This window comes from Gordonia amicalis, assembly GCF_022059885.1.
In the GTDB taxonomy this organism is placed as follows: Bacteria; Actinomycetota; Actinomycetes; order Mycobacteriales; family Mycobacteriaceae; genus Gordonia; species Gordonia amicalis.
The window spans coordinates 2971766-2997868 of record NZ_CP091855.1; the positions used below are offsets into that span (position 1 = coordinate 2971766).

Below are 26103 nucleotides of genomic sequence, written 5' to 3' on the forward strand. Positions count from 1 at the left end.
GCTGACCACCGCGACAATGCGTAAGCTGATGCGATGGTCGCGGGCTGGGTGGAGTACGCGTGCCGTCTGACGGCGATACCCGGAGCTCACGATCCTTACGGTAGCCGACCGGATGGGGGATGCGATATGGCCTTCGGGGGTGAGATGTGGTTCCGGTAACGTGCCGGACCGAGTATCTGACGGCCCGCCATCACCGTTCCGCGAGCGCCGCGTGGATCGTGATGATGGTCGCGCTGGTCGGGCTCGTAGGGCTCAACATCGCCGGCGTCGACGGTCTGGTCATCTCGGCAGTGGTCGCCGGACTGCTGGCCTTGTCTCTGTTCGCCGCGGCGTACGGCCGACTGGGCAAGCGGGGGGCGGTGCTGCTGACCGTCGACGACGACACCGTGTACTTCGGCGACGAGGACCGCACGCTGGTGTCCTACCCGCTGACCGCACTACGATCCTTCGCGATCGGTGGTCCGGCGGACGACACCTCGCCGATGGCCGGACAGCGGGCCCAGCACCTCACCGTCTTCGGGCAGAAATACCTCGAACTGACCTTCGCGCGTGAGCAGCCGCGCGTCGGCACGGGGGTGGACGAAGATCTCGACTCCGACTTCTGGAGGGTCGCGATCATCGAGGGCGATCCGGCGGCCGCTGTCGTCATCGATCGACTGAAACAGTATGCGCCACAATGTGTTTCGACCCAGAAGGGTTCGACGCAGAAGAGTTCGACGCAGAAGAGTTCGACGCGACCGAGAGCTGCCGCCGAGCAGCGGGAGAAGGTGTCGGTGGCGTCGGTGTCGCCTGACCACGACGCCTCGTCCGACGACCACTCACCCGTCGATCTGCGCCGCCCCCGTATCGCCGACGCCGGATCGGATGAGGCCGCGCAGCGGTTGTGGGAGGAGGCGACCCGGCGCCACGACGAGATCCTCGGCGTCTACGGCAGCTACGAACTCGACCCGGCGCTGCTGCTGAGGTATCCGGCCGTCACGGATGTGACCGTCGAACAGACCCAGACCTTCCATCTCGCGCTCGACGAGGCCACCGCGCTGCGCACCGACGCCTACCCGGGCAACCGCGGTCGCGCCGACGCCTACCAGCAATCCGTCGCCGCGCTCCGGCGGGCGTGGATCGCGTGCGAGAAGCACGGACGACGCATCGGGGCCGGTTATCTCGAACCCGCCGACCGGGATGCCCTCGACACCGCCCTCAAGCTGTACAAACACGCCGAGGCCAGCAGCACGCCCGCCGAGCAGGCGACCTATTACGGTCGCGTCCGCGACATCGTCACCACGATGTCCGATCGCGGGGTCCTTCATCCGCCGGAGGCTGCGGTCGCCGAATTGCATGCCGTCACGCGGCGCGCACTGGAGGCAGGTACGCCGCAGGTGTGAGCGTCAGTAGTGCGCGGCTTTGATGAGTTCTCCGTCGAGTGTGTACATGCCCTTCGATGCTTCGACCCGGGCCATCTCGATGCGGACCACGTGACCCGGGGCGTCGTCGAGCAGAGGCTCGGACACATCCATGGCGACGGCCCCGCGATCGTATTCGGGAACCGAGCCGCGCTTCATCGCGTCGTCGCGAACGCGGTCGAACAGCTGCGGTGAGATCCCGTCGAAGTCGAAGCCGTCGGGCCGGTGGCGCCCCACCCTGTCCGTGACCTCCGGGAACTTCCCGGGCGCGATCACCACCTGTCCGCTGCGGGTCGGGGTCGTGTACCGGATCAGGACACCGCCGCTGTTCTGGATGCTGCTGGCGCTGATGATCGGGGTGTTGTCGGCGATGCCGCGGATCACGAACTCGTCGAGGACAGGTGCGTCCGGCGCGATGCCGGCGAGCGACAGTGCGTCGCGGGCGATCGTGAAGGCGGTGTCGAAATCCGCAGGGTCGAAGAACTCCGCGACGGTTCCGTCGGTGTGGGCCTCGATCTCGACGTCGCGGACGAAGGCGTCTCCGGGGTCGAAGGTGCCGGTGATGACCACCGGCTCGTTCGGCGCGGGTCGTTGGATCTGCACCCGGTCGAGTTCTGTCTCGGCCACCGCGGGGGAGACCTCCGCCGACATCGAGTGGGTGATGTCACCGAGCGAGCCGGGATTGATGGTCGCGGCGTCGAAGGTCTTGTCCGCCCGGTCCATGTTGGGCACCGCCGACGCGTTGGAACCGCCGTCCCAGACGTTGATGCTCGTCGCGCGGCCGTTCGTGGGATCGAACACGATCGCCTGGTCGGAGGACGAGTCGAGGTTGTAGTTCAGGCGCAACACGTTTCGGGTGGCATCGGGCCCCAGCCGGTCGACGATCTCGTCCAGGAGCCGCTGGTGGCGCTCGGCGAGTGCGGCCTCGTTCTCGTCCGCATCTCCGTCCACGGCCGAACCGAACGACGGGAACGAGGGGCCGGAGATCTTCCAGCTCCCGGCGACGCCGAACAGCAGGGCGAGAGCGACCAGCAGTGTCACCGCGGGGTAGATGACCGCCCACCGGCCGGGATGGTCGTCGAACTCCGGGGTGTCGGTCTGGTCGCGGGGCGGCAGTTGATCGGGTGCGAGTGTCGTGAACGGGCTCGATACCAGCGCCTGGAAGTGGCCCTTGCCCATGGAGGTGATCCACCGCGCCTCGTAGGAGGTGTCATTCGGCGGGCTGACGGTGGCGGTGACCATCGTGGGCTGCAGGTCGTCGGCGCCGAGACTGCTGCGGGTCAGTGCCTCGACCTCGATCTGCGGGGCGTCCCGGGTGACACCGCGCCGGAACTCCGTCAGTTCGGACACCCGCGACGCGCGCGGACCGATCGCGATACCCAGGAAGACCAGCGGAACGCCGATGGACAGAGCGACCCACCAGGCGTTGAACGCGCCGAGACCGACGCCGGTCGCCAGCACCAGCCCGGCCAGAACGGCCCGGACCAGACGCAGGCGTGTCCTGTTCGGGAAGGTCACGCTCATCGGCCGTCCTAGGGTCGGGGAAGCAGAGGGCGAAATGCGGGCGGGGCAGAACAGGTGGACCGATCATAATGTCGGCGACCCCGCTCTACCAGGGGCCGCGTACCGTTGTTGCTGACCTGACGGGGCCGAGTGGCGCGACGGGTCGTGTAGTGGCCGGGAAACGATCAGGAGAAGTGTTTCGGTGGGAAAGCTGACCAACAGCATGTGGCGACTTCTGGGTGCCCAGTCGACTCGCAATCAGTCGAAGTCGCTGAGTGTGATCAAGGAGGCCGAAGCCCACACCGATTGGGCAGCCGAACTCGACGACGACGCCTTCGTCGGCGAGGCCGAGAAGCTCGACCTCGGGGCGAAGGCCGGCGACCGGGCCAAGTTCCTGGCGCTCGTCCGCGAGGCCGCGGATCGCTCGATCGGACTGCGCCCCTTCGATGTTCAGCTGCAGGGCGCGCTGCGTCTCCTCGAAGGCGACATCGTCGAGATGGCCACCGGTGAGGGCAAGACACTCGCCGGCGCCATCGCGGCGATCGGGCATGTGCTCGAAGGCCATCAGGTCCACGTCATCTCCGTCAACGACTACCTCGCCACCCGCGACGCGGAGTGGATGAAGCCGCTCTTCGCCGTCTTCGGCATTGCGGTGCACGCCATCTCGGAGAGCTCCAGCCGCGAGGAGCGTCGACGCGCCTACGCCGGCGACGTCACCTACGGCTCGGTCAACGAGATCGGATTCGACGTCCTCCGCGACCAGCTGGCCCTGTCCGAGGCCGACCTCGTCTCGCCCAAGCCGGACGTGGCGATCATCGACGAGGCCGACTCGGTGCTCGTCGACGAGGCGCTCGTGCCGCTCGTGCTGGCCGGATCGACCGAGACCGAGGTTCCCGACCAGGCCATCCACGACGTGGTGTCGCGGATGAAGAAGAAGCACTACGAGGTCGACGCCGAGGGCCGCAACGTGACGCTCACCGACGAGGGGGCGGCCTTCGTCGAGGAGGAGCTCGGCGGGATCGACCTCTACAGCGAGGAACACGTCGGGTCCACGCTCGTGCACGTCAGCATCGCGATGCACGCGCACTATCTGCTCGAGCGCGACATCCACTACATCGTCCGCGACGGCGGCGTCCACCTGATCAACGCCTCGCGTGGTCGGGTGGCGCAGCTGCAGCGCTGGCCGGACGGCGTCCAGGCGGCCGTCGAACTCAAGGAGGGTCTCGCCCAGACCGACTCGGGCGAGGTCATCGACACCATCACCGTGCAGGCGCTCATCGGTCGCTACCCCAAGGTGTGCGGTATGACCGGTACCGCACTCGCGGCCGGCGAACAGTTCCGGCAGTTCTACGACCTGCGGGTGTCGCAGATCCCGCCGAACACCGAGAACATCCGTACCGATCTGCCCGACCGGGTCTACGACACCAAGGCCAACAAGGTCGAGGCGATCGTGGCCTACGTCAAGGAGATCCACGAGACCGGACAGCCGGTCCTCATCGGCACCCACGACGTCGCCGAGTCCGAGGAACTCGCCTACTTCCTCGAGAAGGCCGGCGTGTCGTCGGTGGTCCTCAATGCCAAGAACGACGCGCAGGAGGCGAAGATCATCGCCGAGGCCGGCGCGCGTGATGCCGTGACGGTGTCCACTCAGATGGCCGGCCGCGGTACCGACATCCGGCTGGGCGGCTCGGCCGACGACTCCGCGGCCCGCGACGCGGTCGTCGAACTCGGCGGTCTGTGCGTGGTCGGTACCGGACGACACGACACCGAGCGGCTCGACAGTCAGCTGCGGGGTCGCGCGGGCCGTCAAGGCGACCCGGGTACGTCGGTCTTCTTCTCCAGCCTCGAGGATCCGGTCGTCACCAAGAACCTCGCGTTCAAGCGCGATCCGGTGTCGCCCAACGACGACGGTTCGATGGGCAGTAAGGGCATCGACCTCATCGAGCAGGCGCAGCGGATCGCCGAGGGCGTCCGCCTGGAATTGCACGCCAACACCTGGCGATACAACAAGCTCGTCAATCAGCAACGCGACATCATCGTCGACCGACGCATGAAGATCCTGACCTCCGACACCGCGCTCGAGGAATTGTCCGAACTCGAACCGGAGCGGTACGCCGAACTGACGGGGGAGAAGTCCCCGGCGGAGACCGACGACGAGGTCGCCGTCGAGTCGGTGCCGCGTGACGTGCTCGGCCAGGCGGCGCGGGAGATCGTGCTCTACCACCTCGACCGTGCGTGGGCGGACCATCTCGCCTTCGTCTCCGATGTCCGGGCGAGCATCCACCTGCGGTCGCTGGGCAAGGAGAGCCCGCTCGACGAGTTCCACCGGATGATCCTCGCCGAGTTCGCCGACCTGCCCGCGCAAGCGCTGGAGAAGGCGCGGGAGACGTTCCGCGAGGCGAAGATCACCGCCGACGGCGTCGATCTCGGATCGTCGGATCTGCACCGTTCGACGACGACATGGACGTACATGGTCCACGACAACCTCTTCTCCTCGGGCGGGGCGAAGACGCTGCAGGGCATCATCGGGATCTTCCGGTGACCGAGCCGGAGGCGGCCCCCGCGCCGGCTCCGGACCGGATCGTGACCGTGCCGAACGCGCTCAGCGTGCTCCGGCTCGTCCTCATCCCGGTCTTCGTGTGGTTGCTGCTCGTCGAGAAGTCCGACGGGTGGGCATTCGCGGTCCTGATGTTCTCGGGATTCTCGGACTGGGCCGACGGGAAACTGGCTCGACTGCTCGATCAGTCGTCGCGGATCGGGGCCCTGCTGGACCCGGCGGCCGACCGGCTCTACATCGTCATCATCCCGCTGGCGTTCGGCGTGCGTGAGTTCCTGCCGTGGTGGCTCATCGGTGTCATCGTCGGGCGGGATGTGCTGTTGTTCGCCACGGCGCCGTTGCTGCGTACTCGCGGTGTGCTGGCACTGCCGGTGCTCTACATCGGCAAGGCCGCGACCTTCGCGCTGATGAGTGCGTTCCCGTGGCTGCTTGCCGGACAGCTCGATTCGGTCGTCGGCGACATCGCGTACCCGGTCGGGTGGGCGTTCATGATCTGGGGCGTGGGGCTCTACCTGTGGTCCTTCGTCCTGTACTGGTATCAAACGATCCTGGTGATGCGACACATGCCGTCGCGCCGTCAGGCCGACACCTCGTCAGACAGTAGAGTCTGACGGGAACGAGAGGGGCTCATGTGACCGACAGCAAAGTGCCAGAGGACCTGCGCTACACCGCAGAGCACGAGTGGATCGAGAAGACCGGGCCGACGACCGTGCGCGTGGGCATCACGGACTTCGCGCAGGATGCGCTCGGTGACGTGGTGTTCGTGCAGTTGCCCGACACCGGGGCGGAGGTCACCGTCGGCGAGTCCTTCGCCGAGGTGGAATCGACAAAGAGTGTCTCCGACATCTTCGGGCCGCTGACCGGTACCGTCAGCGCGGTCAACGACGCACTGGACGCCTCGCCCGAACTGGTCAATTCGGACCCGTACGGCGAGGGCTGGCTGGTGGAGATCGAGGCCGCCGACGAGGCGACCCTCGAGGAGCAACTGGGAGATGGTCTCGACGCCGCGGGCTACCGCGCCGTCATCGAAGGGTAGGACATCCCGCCGATACCACCCGGTGGCTCTGATCGACCTGGCTGATCGCCCCGGTGACGATATGATCGACCGTGCCGGAGTCGACTCGCTCGCCGGTGCGATCGACATGACCGGTACGGTTACGGCAGTGGGAATGAGGCGTGACGTGAGCGGACTTCGCGATCATGCACCGAGATCTACCCGTCCGCACACGTCATGTAGATTCAACCGGCCATCGTGGCGAGAGCCGATTCCGAACCGACGCGAGACCGCGATCGGGACCGGAGACGTGGACGGCCGGACAGTGCGGTTGGCCGAACAGTGCGGTGTGCACTGACAGTGCGATTGCACTGACGACGACGAAGGAGAAGTGGTGAGCGAAAACGACAGGGACTTCGAGGCGCCGGTGGAGACCACCTCGGTGTTCCGGGAAGAGTTCATCAATGAACTCGATGCCGGGACCAGCACCTCGAGTGAGCCGGCCGAGACGGGAGTCGAGCGACTCGCTCCCGGGACCGCGCTGCTTGTCGTGAAGCGGGGGCCCAACGCGGGATCGCGGTTCCTCCTCGACCAGCCGACGACCTCAGCGGGTCGGCATCCCGACAGCGACATCTTCCTCGACGATGTGACGGTCAGCCGTCGTCACGCCGAATTCCGACTCGGCGACAACGAGTTTCAGGTGGTCGACGTGGGCAGCCTCAACGGCACCTACGTCAACCGGGAACCCGTCGACACCGCATCGCTGAGCAACGGCGACGAAGTCCAGATCGGCAAATTCCGTCTGGTCTTCCTGAGCGGTCCGCGCGACGAAGCAGACGCCTGAGAAGTCGTGACGGCGTCCACGGCCCCTCGCGGCGAGGGATCGATGTCGATCGGCACGGTCCTCGCCCAGTTGCGTGATGACTTTCCCGACATCACGATTTCCAAGATCCGGTTCCTGGAATCGGAGGGTCTGGTGACCCCGGAGCGGGCGCCGTCCGGCTATCGGCGATTCAGCGAAGCCGACTGTGAACGGTTGCGCTTCGTGCTGACCGCCCAGCGGGACCGGTATCTCCCGCTGAAGGTCATCAAGGAACAACTCGATGCGATCGACAACGGGAACGGCGGCTTCGGTTCCGGCGGGACCGTGGCGTTGTCCACGGCTCGCGGCACCGTGGCCCCCGCAACCGATTTCGGTGCGCGTGCCGGTCGGGTGTCCCGGGAGTCGCTGATCGAACGGACCGGCGTCGACTCGGCGTTCGTGACCGAACTGCAGCGAAACGGGCTGCTGATCCCGGGCCCGGCCGGGTTCTTCGACGAGGATGCCGTGCGCCTCGTCGAAGCGGCCGCGGCACTGGCCAGCTATGGCCTCGAGACACGCCATCTTCGTGCCTTCAAGGTGTCCGCGGACCGGGAAGCCGGCCTGGTCGCCCAGATCGCCAACCCCATCGCCAAGGGCAAGGGGACCGGTGCCCGGGACCGTGCCGAAGAACTCGTTCGCGAGATCGCGGCGCTGTCGGTGACCCTGCACACGCAGTTGGTCAAGGCCGCCGTCCGCGACGTGCTCGACTGAACACTTTCTCGACCAGCGCACTCCGGCCTCCTCGGTGTCCGCATCGGGCCGAAGTGATCGTGCCGCCCAGCAGCGAGTCGGCCGCCGTGTGTCGCCCGAGCGGTGTAGCGTCGAGGTCATCAATCGATCGCCCTACGAGGCGTCTGGGAGGTGCGAGATGAGCGAGATGCGTGTGGTGGGCATCAGGGTCGAGCCCCCGCAGAGTCAGCCCGTGCTCCTGCTCCGCGAGGTCGACGGCGAGCGGTACCTGCCGATCTGGATCGGACAGAGTGAGGCTGCGTCAATTGCCCTGCGTCAGAAGGGAATCGAGCCGCCGCGCCCGCTGACCCATGATCTGATCGTGAATCTCATCAGGGAGTTCGGCCAGACGCTCCTCGAGGTGCGCATCGTCGACATGCAGGAGGGCACCTTCTACGCCGAGATGATCTTCTCGGGCGATCTCCGCGTATCCGCGCGGCCGTCGGATTCCATCGCCGTCGCGATGCGGGCCGAGGTGCCGATCATCGCCGACGAGGAGGTCCTCGCCGAGGCCGGTCTGCTGATCCCGGAGGAAGAACCCGAGGACGCCACCGCCGAGCCGGTCGACGAGACCAAAGAGGACGAGGTCGAGAAGTTCAAGGAGTTCCTCGACAATGTCTCGCCCGACGACTTCAAGGCCAGCGGCGCCTGAGCTGTCCGTGGTCACGGAACGGCAACCGATAGGTCACCGTTTGTCTCAATCTCAACTTGAGGTTGAGCCTCATGGCGCGTCGCGTTGATCCGGTGTCCCCCGCGGCATAGCGTCAATCCCGACATCGCGCACCATTCAGGGGCCGATGAAGATGTGATCGGCTGACCCGAGCAGGGCCTGGACCGCGTACTGTAGACGTGGATGTCAGGCGTGTGATGCGGCATCCGGTCCGAGCTCTGCAAGGGAGACAGAAGTGGGCGATCGTCCGGTCGACAGTGAAGTGACGTCGAGCGACCCGTCACCCGACCACGCTGTGACCGATCGTCCCGCGGGTCCCACCCAGGGCAGTCTCGAGGAGATCGCACCCGGGCTCTTCCCCGACGACACCGTTCCCGACGAACTGGTCGGCTACCGCGTGCCGAGTGCCTGCCAGATCGCCGGCATCACCTACCGCCAGCTCGACTACTGGGCCCGTACCTCGCTGGTCGTCCCGTCGATCCGCGGCGCCGCGGGCTCGGGTAGCCAGCGTCTGTACTCGTTCAAGGACATCCTCGTCCTCAAGATCGTGAAGCGACTCCTCGACACCGGCATCTCGCTGCAGAACATCCGTGTCGCCGTCGACCACCTCCGGAAGCGCGGGGTCGAGGACCTCGCCAAGATCACCCTGTTCTCCGACGGCACCACCGTCTACGAGTGCACGTCGGCCGAAGAGGTCGTCGACCTCTTGCAGGGTGGACAGGGCGTCTTCGGCATCGCGGTCAGCGGCGCCATGCGCGAACTCACCGGCACCATCGCCGACTTCCCGGGTGAACGGGCCGACGGGGGTATCAGCGAGACGGCACCCGAGGACGAACTCGCCGCTCGCCGCAAGAATCGCACCCGCCGTACCGGCTAGCATCCGCACTCTGCCCGCACCCCGCCACGTGATCCTCACGACTCTCGCGATGTCGTCTGGACCAACGGGACGTGGAACTGCGTAGACTGGTGCGCGCGTCGCTACGCCACGGGAGAGCGTCACCGAACACAGGTGACCGCCGAAGGAGCAATACCTCTCCGTCAAACTCTCAGGCACCCGGACCGTGGTGGTGACGGCGTCTCTGGAAAGTGACGATTCGTCGTCCGCCCACGGTGAAAGGTCGTCACGCAACCGCGTGACACCGAATCTCTCAGGCGTCGTCCGGCCCCGGCCGGTGACATGACAGAGGGGGAGGGCGAGCCTGCCGGCACCGAGCCGGCGCCTGCGAGAGGTTGCCCTCACCATGCCCTCAGCCGACACGTCGTCAGCGCCAGTCACCTTCGTGGACCGCCATGTCGGTCCCGACCCCGACGAGACGCAGCGCATGCTCTCGGTGATCGGTGTGTCGTCGCTCGATGAACTCGCCCATCGCGTCATCCCCGCGGTCATCGCGGATGAACTCGACTCGAACGTGCTGGGGGCTCTGCCCAGCCCCCAGAGTGAGAGTGAGGTCCTGGCCGAGCTCAGCGGTCTCGCCGCCCAGAACACCGTGGCCCGTTCGATGATCGGTCTCGGCTACTACGGCACCCACACGCCCGGCGTCATCCTCCGCAACGTCCTGGAGAACCCGGCCTGGTACACGGCGTACACGCCCTACCAGCCGGAGATCAGTCAGGGACGACTCGAGGCCCTGCTGAACTTCCAGACCATGGTTGCCGATCTCACCGGGATGGAGGTGGCGAACGCGTCGATGCTCGACGAGGCCACCGCGGCGGCCGAGGCCATGACACTGCTGCGCCGCGCCGGCAAGTCGAAGTCGTCGCGCATCGTCGTCGACGCCGATCTCTTCCCGCAGACCCGCGCGGTGATCGAGACCCGCGCGGAGCCGCTCGGCATCGAGGTCGTCGAGGCATCGCTGCATCCGGAGCTGCCGAACCAGGGGCTTCCCGAAGGCGACTTCTTCGGCGTGATCCTGCAGGTTCCAGGTGCTTCGGGTCGGATCGTCGACGCCGCGCCGATCATCGCCGCCGCACACGAGCGCGGTGCACTGGTGGCGGTCGGCGGCGACCTGCTCGCGCTGACGCTGATCACGCCGCCGGGGGACCAGGGAGCCGACGCCTGCTTCGGCACCACCCAGCGTTTCGGCGTTCCCATGGGCTTCGGTGGTCCGCACGCCGGTTACCTGGCGGTCGGTTCGAAGCACGCCCGCCAGCTGCCGGGCCGTCTGGTCGGCATCTCCAAGGACGCCGACGGCAACCTCGCCTATCGCCTCGCCCTGCAGACCCGTGAACAGCACATCCGGCGGGAGAAGGCCACCAGCAACATCTGCACCGCGCAGGTCCTGCTGGCCGTGATGGCGGCCATGTACGCGTCGTACCACGGGCCGGACGGGCTCCGGGCCATTGCGCGCCGCACCCACGACGCCGCGATTCGTCTGGCGAATTCGCTTGCGGCGGGCGGCTTCTCGGTCACGCACGCCTCGTTCTTCGATACCATCGAGGTCCGCGCCACGGGGCAGGCCGACGTGATCGTCGCCCGGGCTCGTCGTGAGGGCATCAACGTGCGCCGCGTCGACGCCGACACCGTCTCGATCGCCTGCGACGAGACCACCACGGAGGCCGACCTCGAGGGTGTGTTGCGTGCCTTCGACGCCGCCGGTGTGCAGCCGCTCGATTTCGCGCAGCCGATCGAGAACCGCACCAGCGAGTACCTCACCCATTCCGCATTCAACCGGTACCGCACCGAGACCGCGATGCTGCGCTATCTGCGCGCTCTGTCCGACAAGGACATCGCGCTCGACCGCAGCATGATCCCGCTCGGTTCCTGCACGATGAAGCTCAACGCGACCACCGAGATGGAACCCATCACGTGGCCTGGGTTCGCCGGACTCCACCCGTTCGCGCCGGTCGAGGACACCGTGGGCATCCGCGAGCTGATCTCCACGCTCGAGGGCTGGCTCGTCGCCGTCACCGGCTACGACCGGGTGAGTCTGCAGCCGAACGCGGGTTCGCAGGGCGAGTTCGCCGGACTGCTCGCGATCCGCGGGTACCACCGGAGCCGGGGGGATCTCGACCGTGACGTCTGCCTGATCCCGTCGAGCGCCCACGGCACCAACGCCGCGTCGGCGGTCATGGCGGGCATGCGCGTCGTGGTGGTCGGCTGCCGGCAGAACGGCGACGTCGATCTCGAGGATCTGCGCGCGAAGATCGCCGCGAACGAGGGCCGGATCGCCGCCATCATGATCACCTACCCGTCCACGCACGGCGTGTTCGAACACGACATCCGCGAGGTCTGCGGCGCGGTCCACGACGCCGGCGGACAGGTCTACGTCGACGGCGCCAACCTCAACGCACTGGTGGGCGTGGCACGTCCGGGTCACTTCGGCGGCGATGTCAGCCACCTGAATCTGCACAAGACCTTCTGCATTCCGCACGGTGGCGGCGGACCGGGCGTGGGTCCGGTGGCGGTGCGCGAGCATCTCGCTCCGTTCCTGCCCGGACACCCGCTCGCCGACGAACTTCCGGGCACGGCGACCATCGCCGCGGCACCGTACGGTTCGGCGACGATCCTGCCGATCACCTACGCCTACATCGCCATGATGGGTGCGGCCGGTCTGCGCCGGGCGACACTGACGGCCATCACCGCCGCCAACTACGTCGCCAAGCGACTCCGGGACCACTTCCCGGTGCTTTACACGGGTGAGGGCGGTTTCGTCGCCCACGAGTGCATCCTGGACCTGCGCACGATCACCAAGGAGACCGGCGTCACCGTCGACGACGTGGCAAAGCGCTTGGCCGACTACGGTTTCCACGCTCCGACAATGAGCTTCCCGGTGGCCGGGACCCTGATGGTCGAGCCGACCGAAAGCGAGAACCTCGACGAGATCGACGCCTTCTGCGACGCCATGATCGCCATCCGGGAGGAGATCGACCGGGTGGCCAGCGGCGAGTGGCCGGTCGACGACAACCCGTTGCGCGGTGCGCCGCACACCGCCGAGGCGCTGGTGGGCGAGTGGGACCATCCGTACTCGCGGGAGGTCGCGGTCTACCCGCAGGGACTGCCGTCGGCGGGCGCCCGCGCGAAGGTCTGGCCCTCGGTGCGTCGCATCGACGGCGTCTACGGCGATCGGAACCTGGTGTGCAGCTGTCCCCCGATCGAGGCCTACAGCAGCTGATCTCTCCGGTCGACGAGTCAGTGCGATCCCTGCTCGTTGAGTAGGTGAGGAGCGCAGCGACAAGCGCGATCCCTGCTCGTTGAGTAGGTGAGGAGCGCAGCGACGAGCGCGATCCCTGCTCGTTGAGTAGGTGAGGAGCGCGGCGACGAGCCGTATCGAAACGACTCGAGCCATCCGGTCTATCCGCCGGCGGTTCCCGAAGGCGCCGGCGAGACCGCAGAACTCGCCGGCAGACTCGTGGGTCCGTAGACCACGCGGTTGATCGCGACGATCGCGCCGTTCTCCGGTGTGGGCATCGGATCAGGGGTACGCGGGAAGGTGACCGTCGCGGTGGCCGCCGGCATCGGGGCGTCGCCGCGGAATCCGAGTTCGGTGAGCAGCTTCAACTGGTCGGGCTGCGACGCGTAGGCGATGAACTCCGCCACCGCATCAGCCGCGACGTCACTCACCTCCGGCCCGGAGAGACGGATGATCGGGTAGTCCGCGATCGGCGTCGGTCCGCCCGGTATCACCTCGGCCAGACGTGCCGGATCGTCGGACTTGGTCATCTGGAAAAGTCGCTGTTCGGTGATCGGGACGACGTGGATTTCGCCCTTGGCCGGGTCGGCGGCGTTGGCGATCGCGGTCGCCGCGCCCTGCGGGGTGCCGTCGGGGGAGAGCGGTGCGCCGTTGAGCATCGCCTTCACACTCGACGTCACACGCGGTGATTCCGCGTCGGCCGTGGTCAGGGGGCCGGTCGTGCGCGTCACGCGGGTGGCGACGGCCTGCGCCGCGAGCGCGCTCGCGTCGGATTGGGCGCCGACCGGCATGGCCATGCGCAGTGCCCCCCAGCCCTGCAGGCCGAACTCGGTGAGCGAGGCGTCGCGTCGTTGCAGGGTCGGGATCTGGGACCAGTCGAGCTGGTCGCCGGCGGCCCGGGCGAATTCCGGCGAGACCGCGAGGACCACCGGGGTCGAGACGAGCGATCGGTTGCTGCCCTCGACCAGATCGGGTTTGGCCGAGGCCAGGTCTGCCGACCACACCGAGGACTGCGGTACCCACGCGGCCGGGTACGCGCCCATCGATTCGGCTTCCCAGGTACCGGTGAGGCCGTCGAGGGTGATCTTCGCGTCTCCGGGACGGACTGCGACGGTGATGCAATGGTCGCGGACCACGGGCTTGGTGTCGGCGAAGGCGGTCGCGATCGCGGCGAGACCGGGCGCGATGTCGGGATCGGCGACGATCGGAACCGACGCGGCGCCCTCGACACACTGGGCGGCCGCGTCGTCGGCCTGTCGGTTGATGCGGTCGCCGAGGTCCTGCCAGGCCACCACGATGGCGGCGACGAGCAGGATCGAGAGCAGTGCGAATACGACACCTCGGCTGACGCCACGGTTGCGGATGCTCTCCCCGCGGTTCCGATGATGTGCCAACGCCGATGCCCTCCCTGCCGTGTGCGCCGGGATCGGGTTTTCCCCGGTCGATGTCCAGCGCAGGGTACGACGATACGCCGTGCCGGTCCACCGGGGACCGGCACGGTCGTATCAGTGCGTCGTGACCGCGGTGTCAGCCGGCCGCGTTGGCGGCCTTGTACTCGCGACGGCGGCGGTGCAGGATCGGCTCGGTGTAGCCGCTGGGCTGCGTCGTGCCCTCGAGGATCAGCTCCTTGGCCGCCTGGAAGGCGATGTTGGAGTCGAAGTCGGGAGCCATCGGACGGTAGGCGCTGTCGCCGGCGTTCTGGCGGTCGACGACGGGAGCCATCCGCTCGAGCGAGGCGACGATGTCGGCCTCGCTGACGATGCCGTGGCGCAGCCAGTTCGCCAGCAGCTGGCTGGAGATACGCAGCGTGGCGCGGTCCTCCATCAGGGCGACATCGTGGATGTCGGGCACCTTCGAGCAGCCGACACCGTGATCGATCCAGCGGACCACGTAGCCCAGGATCGACTGGCAGTTGTTGTCGAGCTCCTGCTGCTTCTCCTCGTCGGACCAGTCGGTCTTCGCCGCCAGCGGCACCGTGAGGATGTCGTCGACCGTGGCCGGATCGCGCTTGGCGATCTCGTCCTGACGCTCGAAGACGTCGACCTGGTGGTAGTGCAGCGCGTGCAGGGTTGCAGCGGTCGGCGAGGGCACCCACGCGGTGGTGGCACCGGCCTTGGGGTGACCGATCTTCTGCTCGAGCATGTCGGCCATCAGGTCCGGCATGGCCCACATGCCCTTACCGATCTGTGCCTTGTGCTGGAGTCCCGCGTGCAAGCCGGTGTCGACGTTGAAGTCCTCATACGCCGCGATCCACTTCTGCTGCTTCATCTCGGCCTTGCGGACCATCGCACCGGCCTCCATGGAGGTGTGGATCTCGTCGCCGGTGCGGTCGAGGAAGCCGGTGTTGATGAAGACGACGCGCTCGGAGGCGGCCTTGATACACGCCTTCAGGTTCACCGTCGTACGGCGTTCCTCGTCCATGATGCCGACTTTGAGGGTGTTCTCGGGCAGGCCGAGGACCTTCTCGACGCGGCCGAACAGCTCGACGGTGAACGCGACCTCGTCGGGGCCGTGCATCTTCGGCTTCACGATGTAGACCGAGCCGGTCCGCGAGTTCTGGAGGCCCTCACTGCTCATGCCGTGGATACCGATCAGCGAGGTGACCAGGCCGTCGAGGATGCCCTCGGGGACCTCGTTGCCCTCGGCGTCGAGGATCGCGTCGTTGGTCATCAGGTGACCGACGTTGCGGACGAACAGCAGCGAGCGGCCGTGGAGGTCGAAGGTGGTGCCGTCGGGGGCCGTGTACTCGCGGTTGCCGTTGAGCACGCGGGTGAAGGTCTTGCCGGCCTTGGTGACCTCTTCGGCGAGATCGCCCTTGTTCAGGCCCAGCCAGTTTCGGTAACCGGTGACCTTGTCCTCGGCGTCGACCGCGGCGACCGAGTCCTCGAAGTCCATGATCGTGGTGATCGCCGACTCGACGACGACATCCTTGATGCCGGCCGGATCGGTGGAACCGATCGGCGACGCCGGATCGATCTCGATGTCGAGGTGAAGGCCGTTGTTGCGCAGCAGGATCGAGGACGGCGAACCGGCGTCTCCGCGGTAGCCGACGAAGGCGGCCGGATCGGCCAGCGTCGAGGTGGCGCCCCCGTCGAGGGTCACCTGGAGGGCGCCGTCCTGAACGGCGAACGATCGCACGTCGGTGTAGCTGCACTGTTCGAGCGGAACGGCCTTGTCCAGGAAGTCCTTCGCGTAGGCGATGACCTTGTCGCCACGGACCTTGTTGTACGACGACCCCTTCTCGGCGCCGTCGGTCTCCGGGATCGCGTCGGTGCCGTACAGGGCGTCGTAGAGCGAACCCCAGCGGGCGTTCGACGCGTTGAGCGCGAAGCGCGCGTTGAGAACCGGGACCACGAGCTGCGGCCCGGCGGTCTCGGCGATCTCGCGGTCGACGTTGCCGGTGGTGATCTGGAAGTCCGCGGGCACCTCGGCGAGATAGCCGATCTCGGTGAGGAACGTCTTGTAGGCGTCGAAGTCGGCGGTGCCGGGCTTCAGATCCGCGTCCTTGTGATCATGGTGCCACCCGTCGATCTTGGTCTGGAGATCGTCGCGGACGGCGAGCAGCTCGCGGTTGCGCGGGGCGAGGTCGGCGATCACCGATGCGGCACCCGACCAGAAGGCGTCGGCCTCTACACCGGTGCCGGGCAGCGCCTCGTTGTTGATGAAGTCGTACAGGACGGAAGCGACCTGCAACCCGTTGACGGTGATCCGGTCCGACATGATTGCCTTTCTCGAGCGAATGAAGACACATCTATGCTACTCGCCGGTAACGCCGAACCGTACAGGCGTCCTGTTTAGGCGTGGCGCGCGATCCCGGCCAGGTTCGTACACCGTCGTAACACCTCCGCGCGGAGTTGTGTTCCGGCATCGGCGATGGCCGATTGCTCGCGGACGTATTCTGCTCGTCCGGCCGGTGTCTCGATCGGGACCGGCTCGTAGCCGAGGTCACGCAGATCGTAGGGGCTGGCCCGCATGTCGAGGTCCCGGGCGCGTAGGGCCAACTCGAAGCAGTCGACCGTCAGGCCGGCGGGCAGCAGTGGCGCCAGGGTGAAGCAGTGGCGATAGAGATCCATGGTGGCGTGCAGGCAGCCCGGCTGTTCGTGGTCGATCTGCGACGCGCGGCTCAGCTGGTTCTCGTTGCGCGGCCGGGCCGGCCCGGTGAAGAAGCGGAAGGCGTCGAAGTGTGTGCAGCGCAACGGCATCTGCTCGACGACGCGGTCGGTGCCCGCCCGGCCCAGCCGAAGTGGGACGTCGTGCCGGGCCTCGTCGGTGCGGTAGACCATCGCCCACTCGTGAAGTCCGAAGCATCCGAGCCGAGCCGGGCGCGCGGCAGTGGCGCCGAGGAGGTCCACGGTGGCCCGTAAGGCGTCTCGACGGCGCCGGACATAGTCGAGACCCACGTGCACGCCGGACTCGGTGCGTTCGTAGCCGCGCAACGGCAGGAACTCGTCGGCGTCCTGGAGGACGACACCGAAGCCCGGGTGCCAGCGCAGAACATGCGAGGGACGCGCTGAGTAGTAGGTGAACAGGAAGTCGATGACCGGGTGTTTGACGCCCTTGCGACGGGCGTCCAGATAGGGACCGATGAGCGCGTCGACACGGCGGCGGTGGTCGTCGCGTCGCGCGCGCCATTCCTGCCCGGTCAGTCGCTCCTTCTCGTTCGACCCGTCCTGCTGGTCCGGGTGCACGGTCCCGGCGGTCATACGCGGTGGGTCTCGTCCCGGACGTTGCCGACGAACTCCTCGACGAGGTCGGCGAGCGGGACGATGCCGATGGTCCGGCCGTTGTCATCGACGACGGCGCCCAGATGCGAACTCGTGCGGCGCAGCACGGTCGTCGCCTCGTCGAGGGGCGTGGTCGAGGCGATGACCGGCAGCGGCCGGATCTTGTCGACACCGATGATGGTGTCCGGGCCGATGTGCTCGTCGAGAATCTCGTCGAGGACGTCTTTCAGGTGCAGATAGCCGGTGAAGGTGCCGTCCGGTCCGCGGACCGGGAAGCGGGAGAAGCCGGTCTCGCTGACGGCCTTCTCGACGGCCCCGAGCGTGGGCCCGATCCCGCCGGTCGCCGACACCTGAACCTTGACGCTGCGCATCTTGTCGAGGGGGATCATCACCTCGGTGACGGTACGGCCGATGGACTGCAGGGCCCGGGTCAGGCGCTCATGTTCCTCGGCGTCGATGAGTCCCTCCTGCTTGGACTCGCCGAGCATCTGCGCCAGCTCACCCAACGACACCGTGGACTCGAGTTCGTCCTTGGGCTCGACGCGCATCAGCCGCAGCGAGATGTTGGCGGTCCAGTTGTAGAAGGAGATCAACGGACGCACCAGACGGATGAACATCAGATGCACCGGGACCAGCAGCATCGCCGCCGATTCGGGTCCGGCGAGTGCGATGTTCTTCGGCACCATCTCGCCGAGCAGGATGTGCAGCACGACCACCAGGGACAGGGCGATGGCGAAGGAGATCGGGTGCAGCAGGGCGTGCGGCACGTGGGCGAGTTCCAGCGGCTTCTCGACGAGGTGGGCGACCGCAGGTTCGCCGACGCGGCCGAGCAGGATCGAGCAGATCGTGATGCCCAGCTGCGCCCCGGCCAGCATCAGCGACAGGTGTTCACCGGCTCGGATGACGGTCCGTGCACGACTCTTTCCGCTCTCGGCCAACGCCTCGAGGCGATCGCGGCGCGCCGAGATCAGCGAGAACTCGGCACCGACGAAGAAGGCGTTGCCCGCCAGCAGCGCGAAGGCCAGCACGACCGCCCAGAGGTCACCCATCGGCGTCCTCCGGATGTCGTGGCTCGTCTCCGAGGGGCTCGCCGGACGGGGCCGGACGCAGTGCGACGACGTCGACTCGACGGCCGTCCATCTGGGCGACGGTGGCCCGCCAGGTGATGTCGTCGCGCGCCTCGGGCATCTCGGGTGAGCCGTCGCCGTCGCCGACGGGGGAGCGGCGCGGCAGGTCGACGACGTCGTCGACAGTGGGAATACGTCCGAGGCAGTACATGATCAGGCCGCCGAGGGTGTCGTAGGGTCCGTCGGGAGCGTGGTAGCCGGTCGCGTCGTAGAGTTCGTCGATCCGCAGCAGCCCGGCACACAGGTAGCCGTTGCCGTCGATCGGGACGACATCCGCGCGTTCGTAGTCGTGCTCGTCGGTGACGTCGCCGAGGATCTCTTCGATGAGGTCCTCGGTGGTGACGATCCCGGCGGTACCGCCGTATTCGTCGATGACGACGCACAGTTCCATACCGTCGGCGCGGATGCGTTCCATCAGGGCGTCCCCGTCGAGGCTGGCGGGTACCCGCGGGACGCTGCGCGCGATCGACGTGACCCGGGTCGTGGCCTGGCGTTCGGGCGGGACGGTGAAGGCCTGCTTGATGTGGACCACGCCGACGAGGTCGTCGAGGTCTCCGTCGACGACGACCGGGAAGCGCGAGTGACCGGTACGCGACGAGGCCATCACGAGGTCGCGCACGGTGTCGTCGCGGTCGAGGGTGTCGATGGTGACGCGGGGGGTCATCAGGTCTTCGGCGGTGAGCTCGCCGAAACGCAGAGATCGGTCCACGAGCGTCGCGGTCTGCTCGTCGAGCGCGCCGCGCCGCGCTGAGTTGCGGACCAGGGACACCAGCTCCTGCGGTGAGCGGGCCGAGGCGAGTTCGTCGGTGGGTTCGACGCCGAGTCGGCGGACGACCCAGTTGGCGGTGCCGTTGAGTCCGTTGATCGCCCAGCGGAAGACAGCGGAGAAGGCGGTCATCGGACCGGACGTGGCGCGGGCGACGGCCAGCGACTTCGCGATCGCGAGGTTCTTCGGGATCAGCTCGCCCAGGACCATCGACAACGATGTGGCGATGACGAGCGCGAGGATGAGCGAGGTCGCCGAGGCGACCGACTCGCTCACCCCGGCCGCGGCCAGCGGTGGCTTGAAGATGCGGGCGAGGACCGGTTCGGCGATGTAGCCGGTGATCAGCGTGGTGATCGTGATGCCGAGCTGGGCGCCCGACAACTGAAACGACAGCGTCGAATGCGCGCGCTGCACGAGGCGGGAGCGACGGTCTCCGCGTTTGGCGACATCGGCGGAGATGGTGGATCGTTCGAGGGCGGTCAGGGAGAACTCGGCCGCGACGAACAGCGCGGTGCCCAGGGTCAGGGCGATGAACCCGACCAGGCTCGCGACGAGCAGCAGGACCTCCACGTCACCACCCGCCCGGCAGGGGACGCCCTTCGGCGAAGCCGGCGGGCGACTGGATCCCGAGGACGACCTTGTCGTGCAGCTCCCGCAGGTTTCGGGCCCCGGTGTACGTGGCGGTGCTGCGGATCCCGGAACAGATGTGGTCGATGAGGTCCTCGACGCCCGGGCGATCGGGATCGAGTCGAATACGCGATGTCGAGATGCCCTCCTCGAAGAGACTCCTGCGGGCGCGGTCGTACGGACTGTCGCCGGAGGTCCGGGCGGCCACGGCGCGTTTCGACGCCATGCCGAAACTCACCTTGTACGGACCGAGTTCGTCCTCGTGGAGGTCTCCGGGCGATTCGTGCGTGCCCGCGAACCACGAGCCGACCATCACGTTCGACGCACCAGCCGCCAGCGCGAGGGCGACGTCCCGCGGATGACGGACACCGCCGTCGGCCCACACCGACGCGCCGTGACTCGCGGCGACACCGGCGCATTCGGCGACGGCGGAGAACTGCGGACGGCCCACACCGGTCATCATCCGGGTGGTGCACATCGCGCCCGGACCGACACCGACCTTGACGATCGACGCGCCCGCGGCGAGGAGGTCGAGGGTGCCCTCCGCCGAGACCACGTTGCCCGCTGCGATCGGGACCCCGAGTCCCGCGTCGGCCACCGACTTCAGTGCGCTGAGCATCTTCTCCTGATGGCCGTGAGCGGTGTCGATGACCAGGAGGTCGGCGCCGGCGGCGGCGAGCGCGCGGGCCTTGCCGGCCACGTCGCCGTTGATCCCGACGGCGGCGGCGATCCGCAGCGCGCCGGTGTCGTCGACGTTCGGCTCGTAGATCGCGTGGCGCAGAGCACCCACGCGGTTCAGGACCCCGGCCAGTCTGCCGTCGGCATCCACGAGCACTGCCACGCCGAGGTGGAGGTCGCCGAGCGCGTCGAACACCTCGCGGGGCGGGGTGTCGACGGGCAGGGTGACGATGTCGGGGTCGAGTACGTCGCGTACCCGGGTGAAACGGTCGACGTCGCGGCACCGTCTCTCGGTCACGACGCCGACCGGATGTCCGTCGTCGACCACGACCGCCACCCCGTGGGATCGCTTCGGGATCAACGCGATCGCATCGGTCACCGAGTCCGACCGGGTGAGCGTGACCGGGGTGTCGGCCACGAGGTGGCGTGATTTCACGAAGGCGATCGAAGCCGCGGCGGCCTCGATGGGGAGGTCCTGAGGGAGGACCACGAGTCCGCCGCGGCGCGCGACCGTCTCGGCCATGCGCTTGCCCGCGACCGCGGTCATGTTCGCCACGACGAGTGGGATGGTGGTCCCACTCCCGTCCGAGGTCGACAGATCGACATCGAATCGCGAACTGACCTCCGACCTGCTGGGGACGATGAAGACATCGTCGTAGGTCAGGTCGTGGGTCGGTCGATGGCCTTCGATGAATCGCACCGGTTCTCGCAGGCTCCTATTCGGTCACTTCCGAGCGGTCGCCGCTCCACAGCGTGTGGAAGGTGCCTTCCTTGTCCACGCGCTGGTAGGTGTGCGCACCGAAGAAGTCGCGCAGACCCTGGGTGAGAGCGGCCGGCAGGCGCTCGGCGCGCAGGCCGTCGTAGTAGGACAGTGACGATGCGAAGGCCGGCACCGGGATGCCGAGCAGCGTCGCGGTCGAGACGACGCGTCGCCAGCTGTCGATGCCCACCTCGACCGCCTCGCGGAAGTAGGGGGCCAGCAGCAGGCTGGGCAGGTCCGGATCCTCGTGGTAGGCCTCGCGGATGCGGTTGAGGAACTGCGCCCGGATGATGCAGCCGCCGCGCCAGATGGTCGCCAGCGAACCGCGGTCGACGTTCCAGCCGTATTCGGCGCTGCCTGCGGCGATCTGATCGAAGCCCTGTGCGTAGGCGACGACCTTCGAGGCGTAGAGGGCGGTCTTGATGTCGTTGATGAACTGCGCCTTGTCGGTGGGCGAGGCACCGAGGTTGCCCGATGACAGGCCGCGGGCCGCGACACGCTGATCGGTGGCGCTCGACAGTGCGCGGGCGAACACGGCCTCGGCGATGCCGGTGGTCGGGATCCCCAGGTCCAGTGCGGACTTCACGGTCCAGCGGCCGGTGCCCTTCTGGCCGGCGGCGTCGACGATCACGTCGACGAGGGGCTTGCCGGTCTCGGCGTCGACCTGGCTGAGCACCTCGGCGGTGATCTCGATCAGGTAGCTCTCGAGTTCGGTGCCGTTCCACTCACGGAAGACGTCGGCGATCTCGGAGACTGGCATGTCGAGGGCTTTGCGCATCAGGTCGTAGGCCTCACCGATGAGCTGCATGTCGGCGTACTCGATGCCGTTGTGGACCATCTTGACGAAGTGGCCGCTGCCGTCGGGGCCGATGTGGGTGCAGCACGGTTCGCCGTCGACCTGGGCGGCGATCGACTCGAGCAACGGGCCGAGCGATTCGTAGGACTCGGCGGGACCGCCGGGCATGATCGACGGGCCGTTGAGCGCGCCCTCCTCGCCGCCGGAGATGCCGGCGCCGACGAAGTTCAGTCCCCGGGCCGACATCGCGGCCTCGCGGCGGATGGTGTCGGTGTAGAGCGCGTTACCGCCGTCGATGATGATGTCGCCCGGCTCCATCGCATCGGCGAGCTCGTTGATGACCGCGTCGGTGGCGTCGCCCGCCTTGACCATGATCAGGACGCGGCGCGGACGCTCGAGTGCGGCGACGAATTCGGCGACCGTCTCGGTGCGGATGAATTCTCCGTCGCTGCCGTGGTTCTCGAGCAGTGCATCGGTCTTGGCGACGCTGCGGTTGTGCAGCGCGACCGTGTACCCGTGACGGGCGAAGTTACGCGCGATGTTCGAACCCATGACGGCCAGACCGGTGACGCCGATCTGAGCTTTCCCGGACGGTGACGATCCCTCGACGTTGTTCATGCCCGACAGCCTATTGCCTCACGATCCGATCCGGCGATCTGCCTCACCTTTGGTGTATGCCCGGACGATGTTCACAGCAGTCGTCCAGAGCGCGGAGATCGGACCGCTCTCACAACGCCGACATCAGGCGATTGAGTTCGGTGAGCCACGGGATCGCGACCGCGAGGGTCGGCAGGACCAGGATGCCGGCAGCGGTGACGTAGGCGCCGACCGCGATCCAGCGGGCGGGGCGGTCGTCGCGCAGACGGTGGACACGGGTGAGCGTGGTGGGTCCGCCGACGGCCATCGCGCCGCGAGGAGCGACCGCGTCGGCGCAGGCGACGAGTGCGCGTCCGAGGGTCGTCGGCGCGGTGGCGCGAACGGCCTGATCGTCGGCGAGCGCTTCGACGAGCAGTTCGGCGGCGCCGAGGGCGGAACTGGACCGGACGAACCGCGGGAAGGCCTCGTGCAGGGCGATGAACGCCTCGAGGACGAGGTCGTGGCGTGCGCGCAGGTGAGCCCGCTCGTGGGCGATGACGGCGATGAGCTCGTCGCGGGTCAGGCGATGGACGACGCCTTCGCTGACGACGACGCGTTGCCGCAGGCCGGGGAGGCAGTAGGCGAGTGGCTGCTCGACGTCGATCATCCGGACGTCGCGGGCGTAGAGCGGATCGTCGGCGTCGGTCCGGTCGCAGCGATCGAGGATGTCGATCAGCTGGCGGTGGGCTTTGCGGCGGGCGCGGGTGCGCAGCCCGACGCGGATGGTCGTGTAGAAGAGGCGGGCGCCGACCAGCAGGGTGAGGACGAAGACACCTACGCAGGTCAGCCACAGGGGGAGGCCGAGGCGTTCCATCTCGTGCAGCGGATGTGTCGTCGGTGTGCCGTCGGCGCCGATCACCAGGAGGTTGGCCGCGATCGCCAGGCCACAGCTGAACGCCGACAACACGGCGGCGAGAGCGATGGCCTGCCACAGCGTCATCGCCGCGCGCGGGGCTCTGATCGGCCATCGTGCCCGGGACAGTGCCTCGGGTACAGGGCCGGCGAGCACCAAGCTGACGATGCCGAAGAGCAGGGCGGTCATCCGGTGGGCTTCCTCAAAGGGTGGGCTGTTGGGGGTGTGCCGCGAATCTAACCGGTCTCGCCGGTTCCTCGTGCGGCTTCGAGTTCATCGAGGGCCTCGCGGAGTGCGGCGGCCTCATCTGCGCCGACCCGGCCGACGAAGGACACGAGCGCGGCGTGCCGTGACCCCGGTGCGTCGGCCTCGCTGAGCGCGTCGACCATCAGGTTCGCGACCAGGTCCTCACGGGGGTGCGTCGGAACGTACTTGTGCGCACGGTCGTCGCGGATCTGGGTCACGAGGTTCTTCTTCGCCAGCCGCTGCAGCACGGTCATCACCGTCGTGTAGGCGAGTGACCGATCCCGCGACAGTTCGGCATGTACCTGCCGCACGGTCTTCGGTTCGGATCCGGCCCACAACGTGTCCATCACCGCGCGCTCGAGGTCGCCTAGCCCAGTCATCTTTCGCATTTTACTGCTGTGCCTCCCGTTGTGTGTCTCTCGGCTCGCGTCTTCACCCGATCGACGCGTCCGCGCCGGCGATCGCGCCTCTCACGTGGCTTTTCACCACAGCACTTGACACGTTGGTAAGGCTAGCCTACATTAAGTGACGTCGGGCCGCGCGAGAGTCCTGAGGGCTGCAGAGACCCCCGGTCGACGCCACGGAAGGTCCCGCATCTCGACGAGGTGCGGGGCCTTCCGGTTTCTCTGAGGAGACAACGCCGGCGCCGGCATCCGTGTTCCCGGGGCGGTATCGCCAACGGCGCGGAGCCGTGTCAGTGTTGACGCCATGACTGCGAACAGTGCGGACGAGATCCTCCAGAGCTCCTTCGGCAAGGGACTCGACGGCGTGCTCGGACTCGAGGTCGTCGAGGCCGGGCCGGACCGGATCGTCGCGACGATGGAGATCACCGAGAGTCACCATCAGCCGTTCGGGATCGTCCACGGCGGCGTCTACTGCGCGATCGGCGAGAGCGTCGCGAGCATGAGCGGGTTCTTCTGGCTGCAGGAGACGGGTATCGGGGGCACGGCGGTCGGGGTCAACAACAACACCGACTTCCTGCGGTCGGTGAGCTCGGGAACGGTCACCGCGACCTCGACGCCGATCCACCGCGGCCGGCGCCAGCAGCTGTGGGCTGTCGACATGGTCGACCAGGACGGCACGTTGCTCGCCAGGACGCAGGTGCGACTCCAGAACATCGAGGCCCGCTGACAGGTTTGCTGACCACGTCCCGGTGACGGCCGTCTCACCGCCGGAGGGCTGACCCGCGGCGTTCCGGGCGGCGGATCGGCGTCGGCGAGCCGTGGCCGCGCCGACGTGGCAGGATGTCTCCACTGCCATCGACCACGACCTCCCGGGTCGGCGATCTGCGAGGAGCGATCTCGGTGCGACTGTCGCCGCATGAACAAGAACGGCTGTTGATCTCGTATGCGGCCGAACTCGCGCGACGACGGCAGGCACGCGGACTCAGGCTCAACCATCCCGAAGCGGTTGCGCTCATCACCGACCACGTCCTCGAGGGTGCCCGCGACGGTCGATCGGTGGCCGAGCTCATGAGCTCCGGTCGTGAGGTGCTCGGACGCGACGACGTGATGGACGGCGTGCCCGAGATGCTGCACGACGTCCAGGTCGAGGCGACGTTCCCCGACGGCACCAAGCTGGTGACCGTCCACGACCCGATCGTCTGACCGCTGCTCCGCCAACCGATCCGAGCTGCTGAAGAGAGACCGAGATGTCGGGTACGCCACCCACCGCAACACGCTCCTCACTCGTCCCGGGTGAGGTGATCCCCGCCGAGGGCACGATCGAGCTGAACGCCGGCGCCGACACCGTCGAGTTGACTGTGGTCAACACCGGCGACCGCCCGGTCCAGGTCGGGAGCCATGTGCACTTCCCGCAGTCCAATCCCGCGCTCGACTTCGACCGAGCGCTCGCGCACGGACGACGCCTCGATATCCCTGCCGGTACCGCAGTGCGGTTCGAACCGGGTATCGAGATGACCGTCGGCCTCGTCCCGCTCGGGGGAACCCGTGAGGTGTACGGGATCTCGCTGGATCCGCCGGGCGAATGCGGACCGGTGGGTGCTCCCGCTCCCATGACGGATCGCGCCGACGGGAGCAAGTGAC

The 26103-nt window shown here is 67.7% G+C and carries 22 protein-coding genes and 1 riboswitch; of the genes, 12 read left to right on the forward strand and 10 right to left on the reverse strand.

What is annotated here, in order from left to right; translation table 11 throughout:
- The first annotated feature begins 146 nt into the window (after positions 1-146).
- Positions 147-1382, forward strand: a complete 1236-nt coding sequence (locus IHQ52_RS13610) for a hypothetical protein (protein ID WP_024497468.1) — start codon at positions 147-149, stop codon at positions 1380-1382.
- A 3-nt stretch (positions 1383-1385) separates the two neighbouring features.
- Here the strand turns inward: IHQ52_RS13610 and IHQ52_RS13615 are convergent, their stop codons facing one another.
- Positions 1386-2924 (reverse strand): hypothetical protein, encoded by a 1539-nt coding sequence (locus IHQ52_RS13615; RefSeq protein WP_024497469.1) that lies wholly within the window; start codon positions 2922-2924, stop codon positions 1386-1388.
- 181 nt (positions 2925-3105) lie between these two features.
- On the opposite strand from IHQ52_RS13615, the gene secA2 reads away from it, so the two are divergent.
- The 8 genes from secA2 (at position 3106) to gcvP (ending at position 12827) form a co-directional block, all read left to right on the forward strand.
- A complete protein-coding gene (gene secA2, locus IHQ52_RS13620) occupies positions 3106-5445 on the forward strand; it encodes an accessory Sec system translocase SecA2 (protein ID WP_024497470.1) in 2340 nt (779 codons plus the stop codon).
- Entirely contained in the window at positions 5442-6071 is a 630-nt protein-coding gene (locus IHQ52_RS13625; protein ID WP_024497471.1) for a CDP-alcohol phosphatidyltransferase family protein, read from the forward strand. The genes secA2 and IHQ52_RS13625 overlap by 4 nt, the downstream gene beginning before the upstream one ends.
- Positions 6072-6091: 20 nt before the next feature.
- Positions 6092-6496: a glycine cleavage system protein GcvH gene (gcvH, locus tag IHQ52_RS13630; RefSeq protein ID WP_024497472.1), complete on the forward strand. Its 405-nt coding sequence runs from the start codon at positions 6092-6094 to the stop codon at positions 6494-6496.
- Positions 6497-6845: 349 nt separating this feature from the next.
- The gene (garA, locus tag IHQ52_RS13635) at positions 6846-7298 is read left to right on the forward strand and encodes a glycogen accumulation regulator GarA (RefSeq protein WP_005199386.1); all 453 of its coding nucleotides are present in this window, start codon (positions 6846-6848) and stop codon (positions 7296-7298) included.
- 42 nt (positions 7299-7340) lie between these two features.
- A complete protein-coding gene (ftsR, locus tag IHQ52_RS13640) occupies positions 7341-8027 on the forward strand; it encodes a transcriptional regulator FtsR (RefSeq protein WP_024497474.1) in 687 nt (228 codons plus the stop codon).
- A 157-nt stretch (positions 8028-8184) separates the two neighbouring features.
- Complete coding sequence (locus tag IHQ52_RS13645) at positions 8185-8697, forward strand: bifunctional nuclease family protein (RefSeq protein ID WP_024497475.1); 513 nt, start codon at positions 8185-8187, stop codon at positions 8695-8697.
- Positions 8698-8950: 253 nt separating this feature from the next.
- Positions 8951-9592, forward strand: a complete 642-nt coding sequence (locus tag IHQ52_RS13650; protein WP_006435497.1) for a MerR family transcriptional regulator — start codon at positions 8951-8953, stop codon at positions 9590-9592.
- A 99-nt stretch (positions 9593-9691) separates the two neighbouring features.
- Positions 9692-9787, forward strand: a riboswitch (glycine riboswitch).
- Positions 9788-9956: 169 nt separating this feature from the next.
- Complete coding sequence (gene gcvP / locus IHQ52_RS13655; RefSeq protein WP_024497476.1) at positions 9957-12827, forward strand: aminomethyl-transferring glycine dehydrogenase; 2871 nt, start codon at positions 9957-9959, stop codon at positions 12825-12827.
- A gap of 179 nt (positions 12828-13006) precedes the next feature.
- Here gcvP and IHQ52_RS13660 read toward each other — a convergent pair whose 3' ends face one another.
- From IHQ52_RS13660 to IHQ52_RS13700, 9 genes are all read right to left on the reverse strand, one after another.
- Complete coding sequence (locus tag IHQ52_RS13660; protein WP_024497477.1) at positions 13007-14239, reverse strand: hypothetical protein; 1233 nt, start codon at positions 14237-14239, stop codon at positions 13007-13009.
- A 133-nt stretch (positions 14240-14372) separates the two neighbouring features.
- A complete protein-coding gene (locus IHQ52_RS13665; protein ID WP_024497478.1) occupies positions 14373-16565 on the reverse strand; it encodes a malate synthase G in 2193 nt (730 codons plus the stop codon).
- 74 nt (positions 16566-16639) lie between these two features.
- Positions 16640-17548, reverse strand: coding sequence for a hypothetical protein (locus tag IHQ52_RS13670; RefSeq protein ID WP_024497479.1), 909 nt, complete (start codon positions 17546-17548; stop codon positions 16640-16642).
- On the reverse strand, positions 17545-18618 hold the full coding sequence (locus IHQ52_RS13675; protein ID WP_024497480.1) for a hemolysin family protein: 1074 nt from the start codon (positions 18616-18618) through the stop codon (positions 17545-17547). The genes IHQ52_RS13670 and IHQ52_RS13675 overlap by 4 nt, the downstream gene beginning before the upstream one ends.
- Positions 18611-20032, reverse strand: a complete 1422-nt coding sequence (locus tag IHQ52_RS13680; RefSeq protein ID WP_024497481.1) for a hemolysin family protein — start codon at positions 20030-20032, stop codon at positions 18611-18613. Before IHQ52_RS13680 ends, IHQ52_RS13675 begins: the two co-directional genes overlap by 8 nt.
- 1 nt (position 20033) lies before the next feature.
- A complete protein-coding gene (gene guaB1 / locus IHQ52_RS13685) occupies positions 20034-21467 on the reverse strand; it encodes a GMP reductase (RefSeq protein ID WP_024497482.1) in 1434 nt (477 codons plus the stop codon).
- Between the two features lie 16 nt (positions 21468-21483).
- Positions 21484-22941: an NADP-dependent phosphogluconate dehydrogenase gene (gene gndA, locus IHQ52_RS13690; RefSeq protein ID WP_024497483.1), complete on the reverse strand. Its 1458-nt coding sequence runs from the start codon at positions 22939-22941 to the stop codon at positions 21484-21486.
- A 109-nt stretch (positions 22942-23050) separates the two neighbouring features.
- A complete protein-coding gene (locus IHQ52_RS13695; RefSeq protein ID WP_024497484.1) occupies positions 23051-24001 on the reverse strand; it encodes a M56 family metallopeptidase in 951 nt (316 codons plus the stop codon).
- A 47-nt stretch (positions 24002-24048) separates the two neighbouring features.
- Complete coding sequence (locus tag IHQ52_RS13700; RefSeq protein WP_024497485.1) at positions 24049-24447, reverse strand: BlaI/MecI/CopY family transcriptional regulator; 399 nt, start codon at positions 24445-24447, stop codon at positions 24049-24051.
- A gap of 319 nt (positions 24448-24766) precedes the next feature.
- On the opposite strand from IHQ52_RS13700, the gene IHQ52_RS13705 reads away from it, so the two are divergent.
- The 3 genes from IHQ52_RS13705 (at position 24767) to IHQ52_RS13715 (ending at position 26102) form a co-directional block, all read left to right on the forward strand.
- A complete protein-coding gene (locus IHQ52_RS13705) occupies positions 24767-25189 on the forward strand; it encodes a PaaI family thioesterase (protein WP_006435508.1) in 423 nt (140 codons plus the stop codon).
- Positions 25190-25362: 173 nt separating this feature from the next.
- Positions 25363-25665 carry an urease subunit gamma gene (locus IHQ52_RS13710; protein WP_024497486.1) on the forward strand — a complete coding sequence of 101 codons (303 nt, stop codon included), beginning with the start codon at positions 25363-25365 and terminating at the stop codon, positions 25663-25665.
- A gap of 44 nt (positions 25666-25709) precedes the next feature.
- On the forward strand, positions 25710-26102 hold the full coding sequence (locus tag IHQ52_RS13715) for an urease subunit beta (protein ID WP_024497487.1): 393 nt from the start codon (positions 25710-25712) through the stop codon (positions 26100-26102).
- Position 26103 lies beyond the last annotated feature (1 nt).

What these genes read in the sequence shown, in the direction of transcription:
- IHQ52_RS13615 (WP_024497469.1), bottom strand. Translation starts at nt 2,924, where the DNA reads ATGAGCGTGACCTTCCCGAACAGGACACGCCTGCGTCTGGTCCGGGCC.
- ftsR (WP_024497474.1), top strand. Translation starts at nt 7,341, where the DNA reads ATGTCGATCGGCACGGTCCTCGCCCAGTTGCGTGATGACTTTCCCGAC.
- IHQ52_RS13645 (WP_024497475.1), top strand. Translation starts at nt 8,185, where the DNA reads ATGAGCGAGATGCGTGTGGTGGGCATCAGGGTCGAGCCCCCGCAGAGT.
- gcvP (WP_024497476.1), top strand. Translation starts at nt 9,957, where the DNA reads ATGCCCTCAGCCGACACGTCGTCAGCGCCAGTCACCTTCGTGGACCGC.
- IHQ52_RS13665 (WP_024497478.1), bottom strand. Translation starts at nt 16,565, where the DNA reads ATGTCGGACCGGATCACCGTCAACGGGTTGCAGGTCGCTTCCGTCCTG.
- IHQ52_RS13670 (WP_024497479.1), bottom strand. Translation starts at nt 17,548, where the DNA reads ATGACCGCCGGGACCGTGCACCCGGACCAGCAGGACGGGTCGAACGAG.
- IHQ52_RS13675 (WP_024497480.1), bottom strand. Translation starts at nt 18,618, where the DNA reads ATGGGTGACCTCTGGGCGGTCGTGCTGGCCTTCGCGCTGCTGGCGGGC.
- gndA (WP_024497483.1), bottom strand. Translation starts at nt 22,941, where the DNA reads ATGAACAACGTCGAGGGATCGTCACCGTCCGGGAAAGCTCAGATCGGC.
- IHQ52_RS13695 (WP_024497484.1), bottom strand. Translation starts at nt 24,001, where the DNA reads ATGACCGCCCTGCTCTTCGGCATCGTCAGCTTGGTGCTCGCCGGCCCT.
- IHQ52_RS13700 (WP_024497485.1), bottom strand. Translation starts at nt 24,447, where the DNA reads ATGCGAAAGATGACTGGGCTAGGCGACCTCGAGCGCGCGGTGATGGAC.
- IHQ52_RS13705 (WP_006435508.1), top strand. Translation starts at nt 24,767, where the DNA reads ATGACTGCGAACAGTGCGGACGAGATCCTCCAGAGCTCCTTCGGCAAG.
- IHQ52_RS13715 (WP_024497487.1), top strand. Translation starts at nt 25,710, where the DNA reads ATGTCGGGTACGCCACCCACCGCAACACGCTCCTCACTCGTCCCGGGT.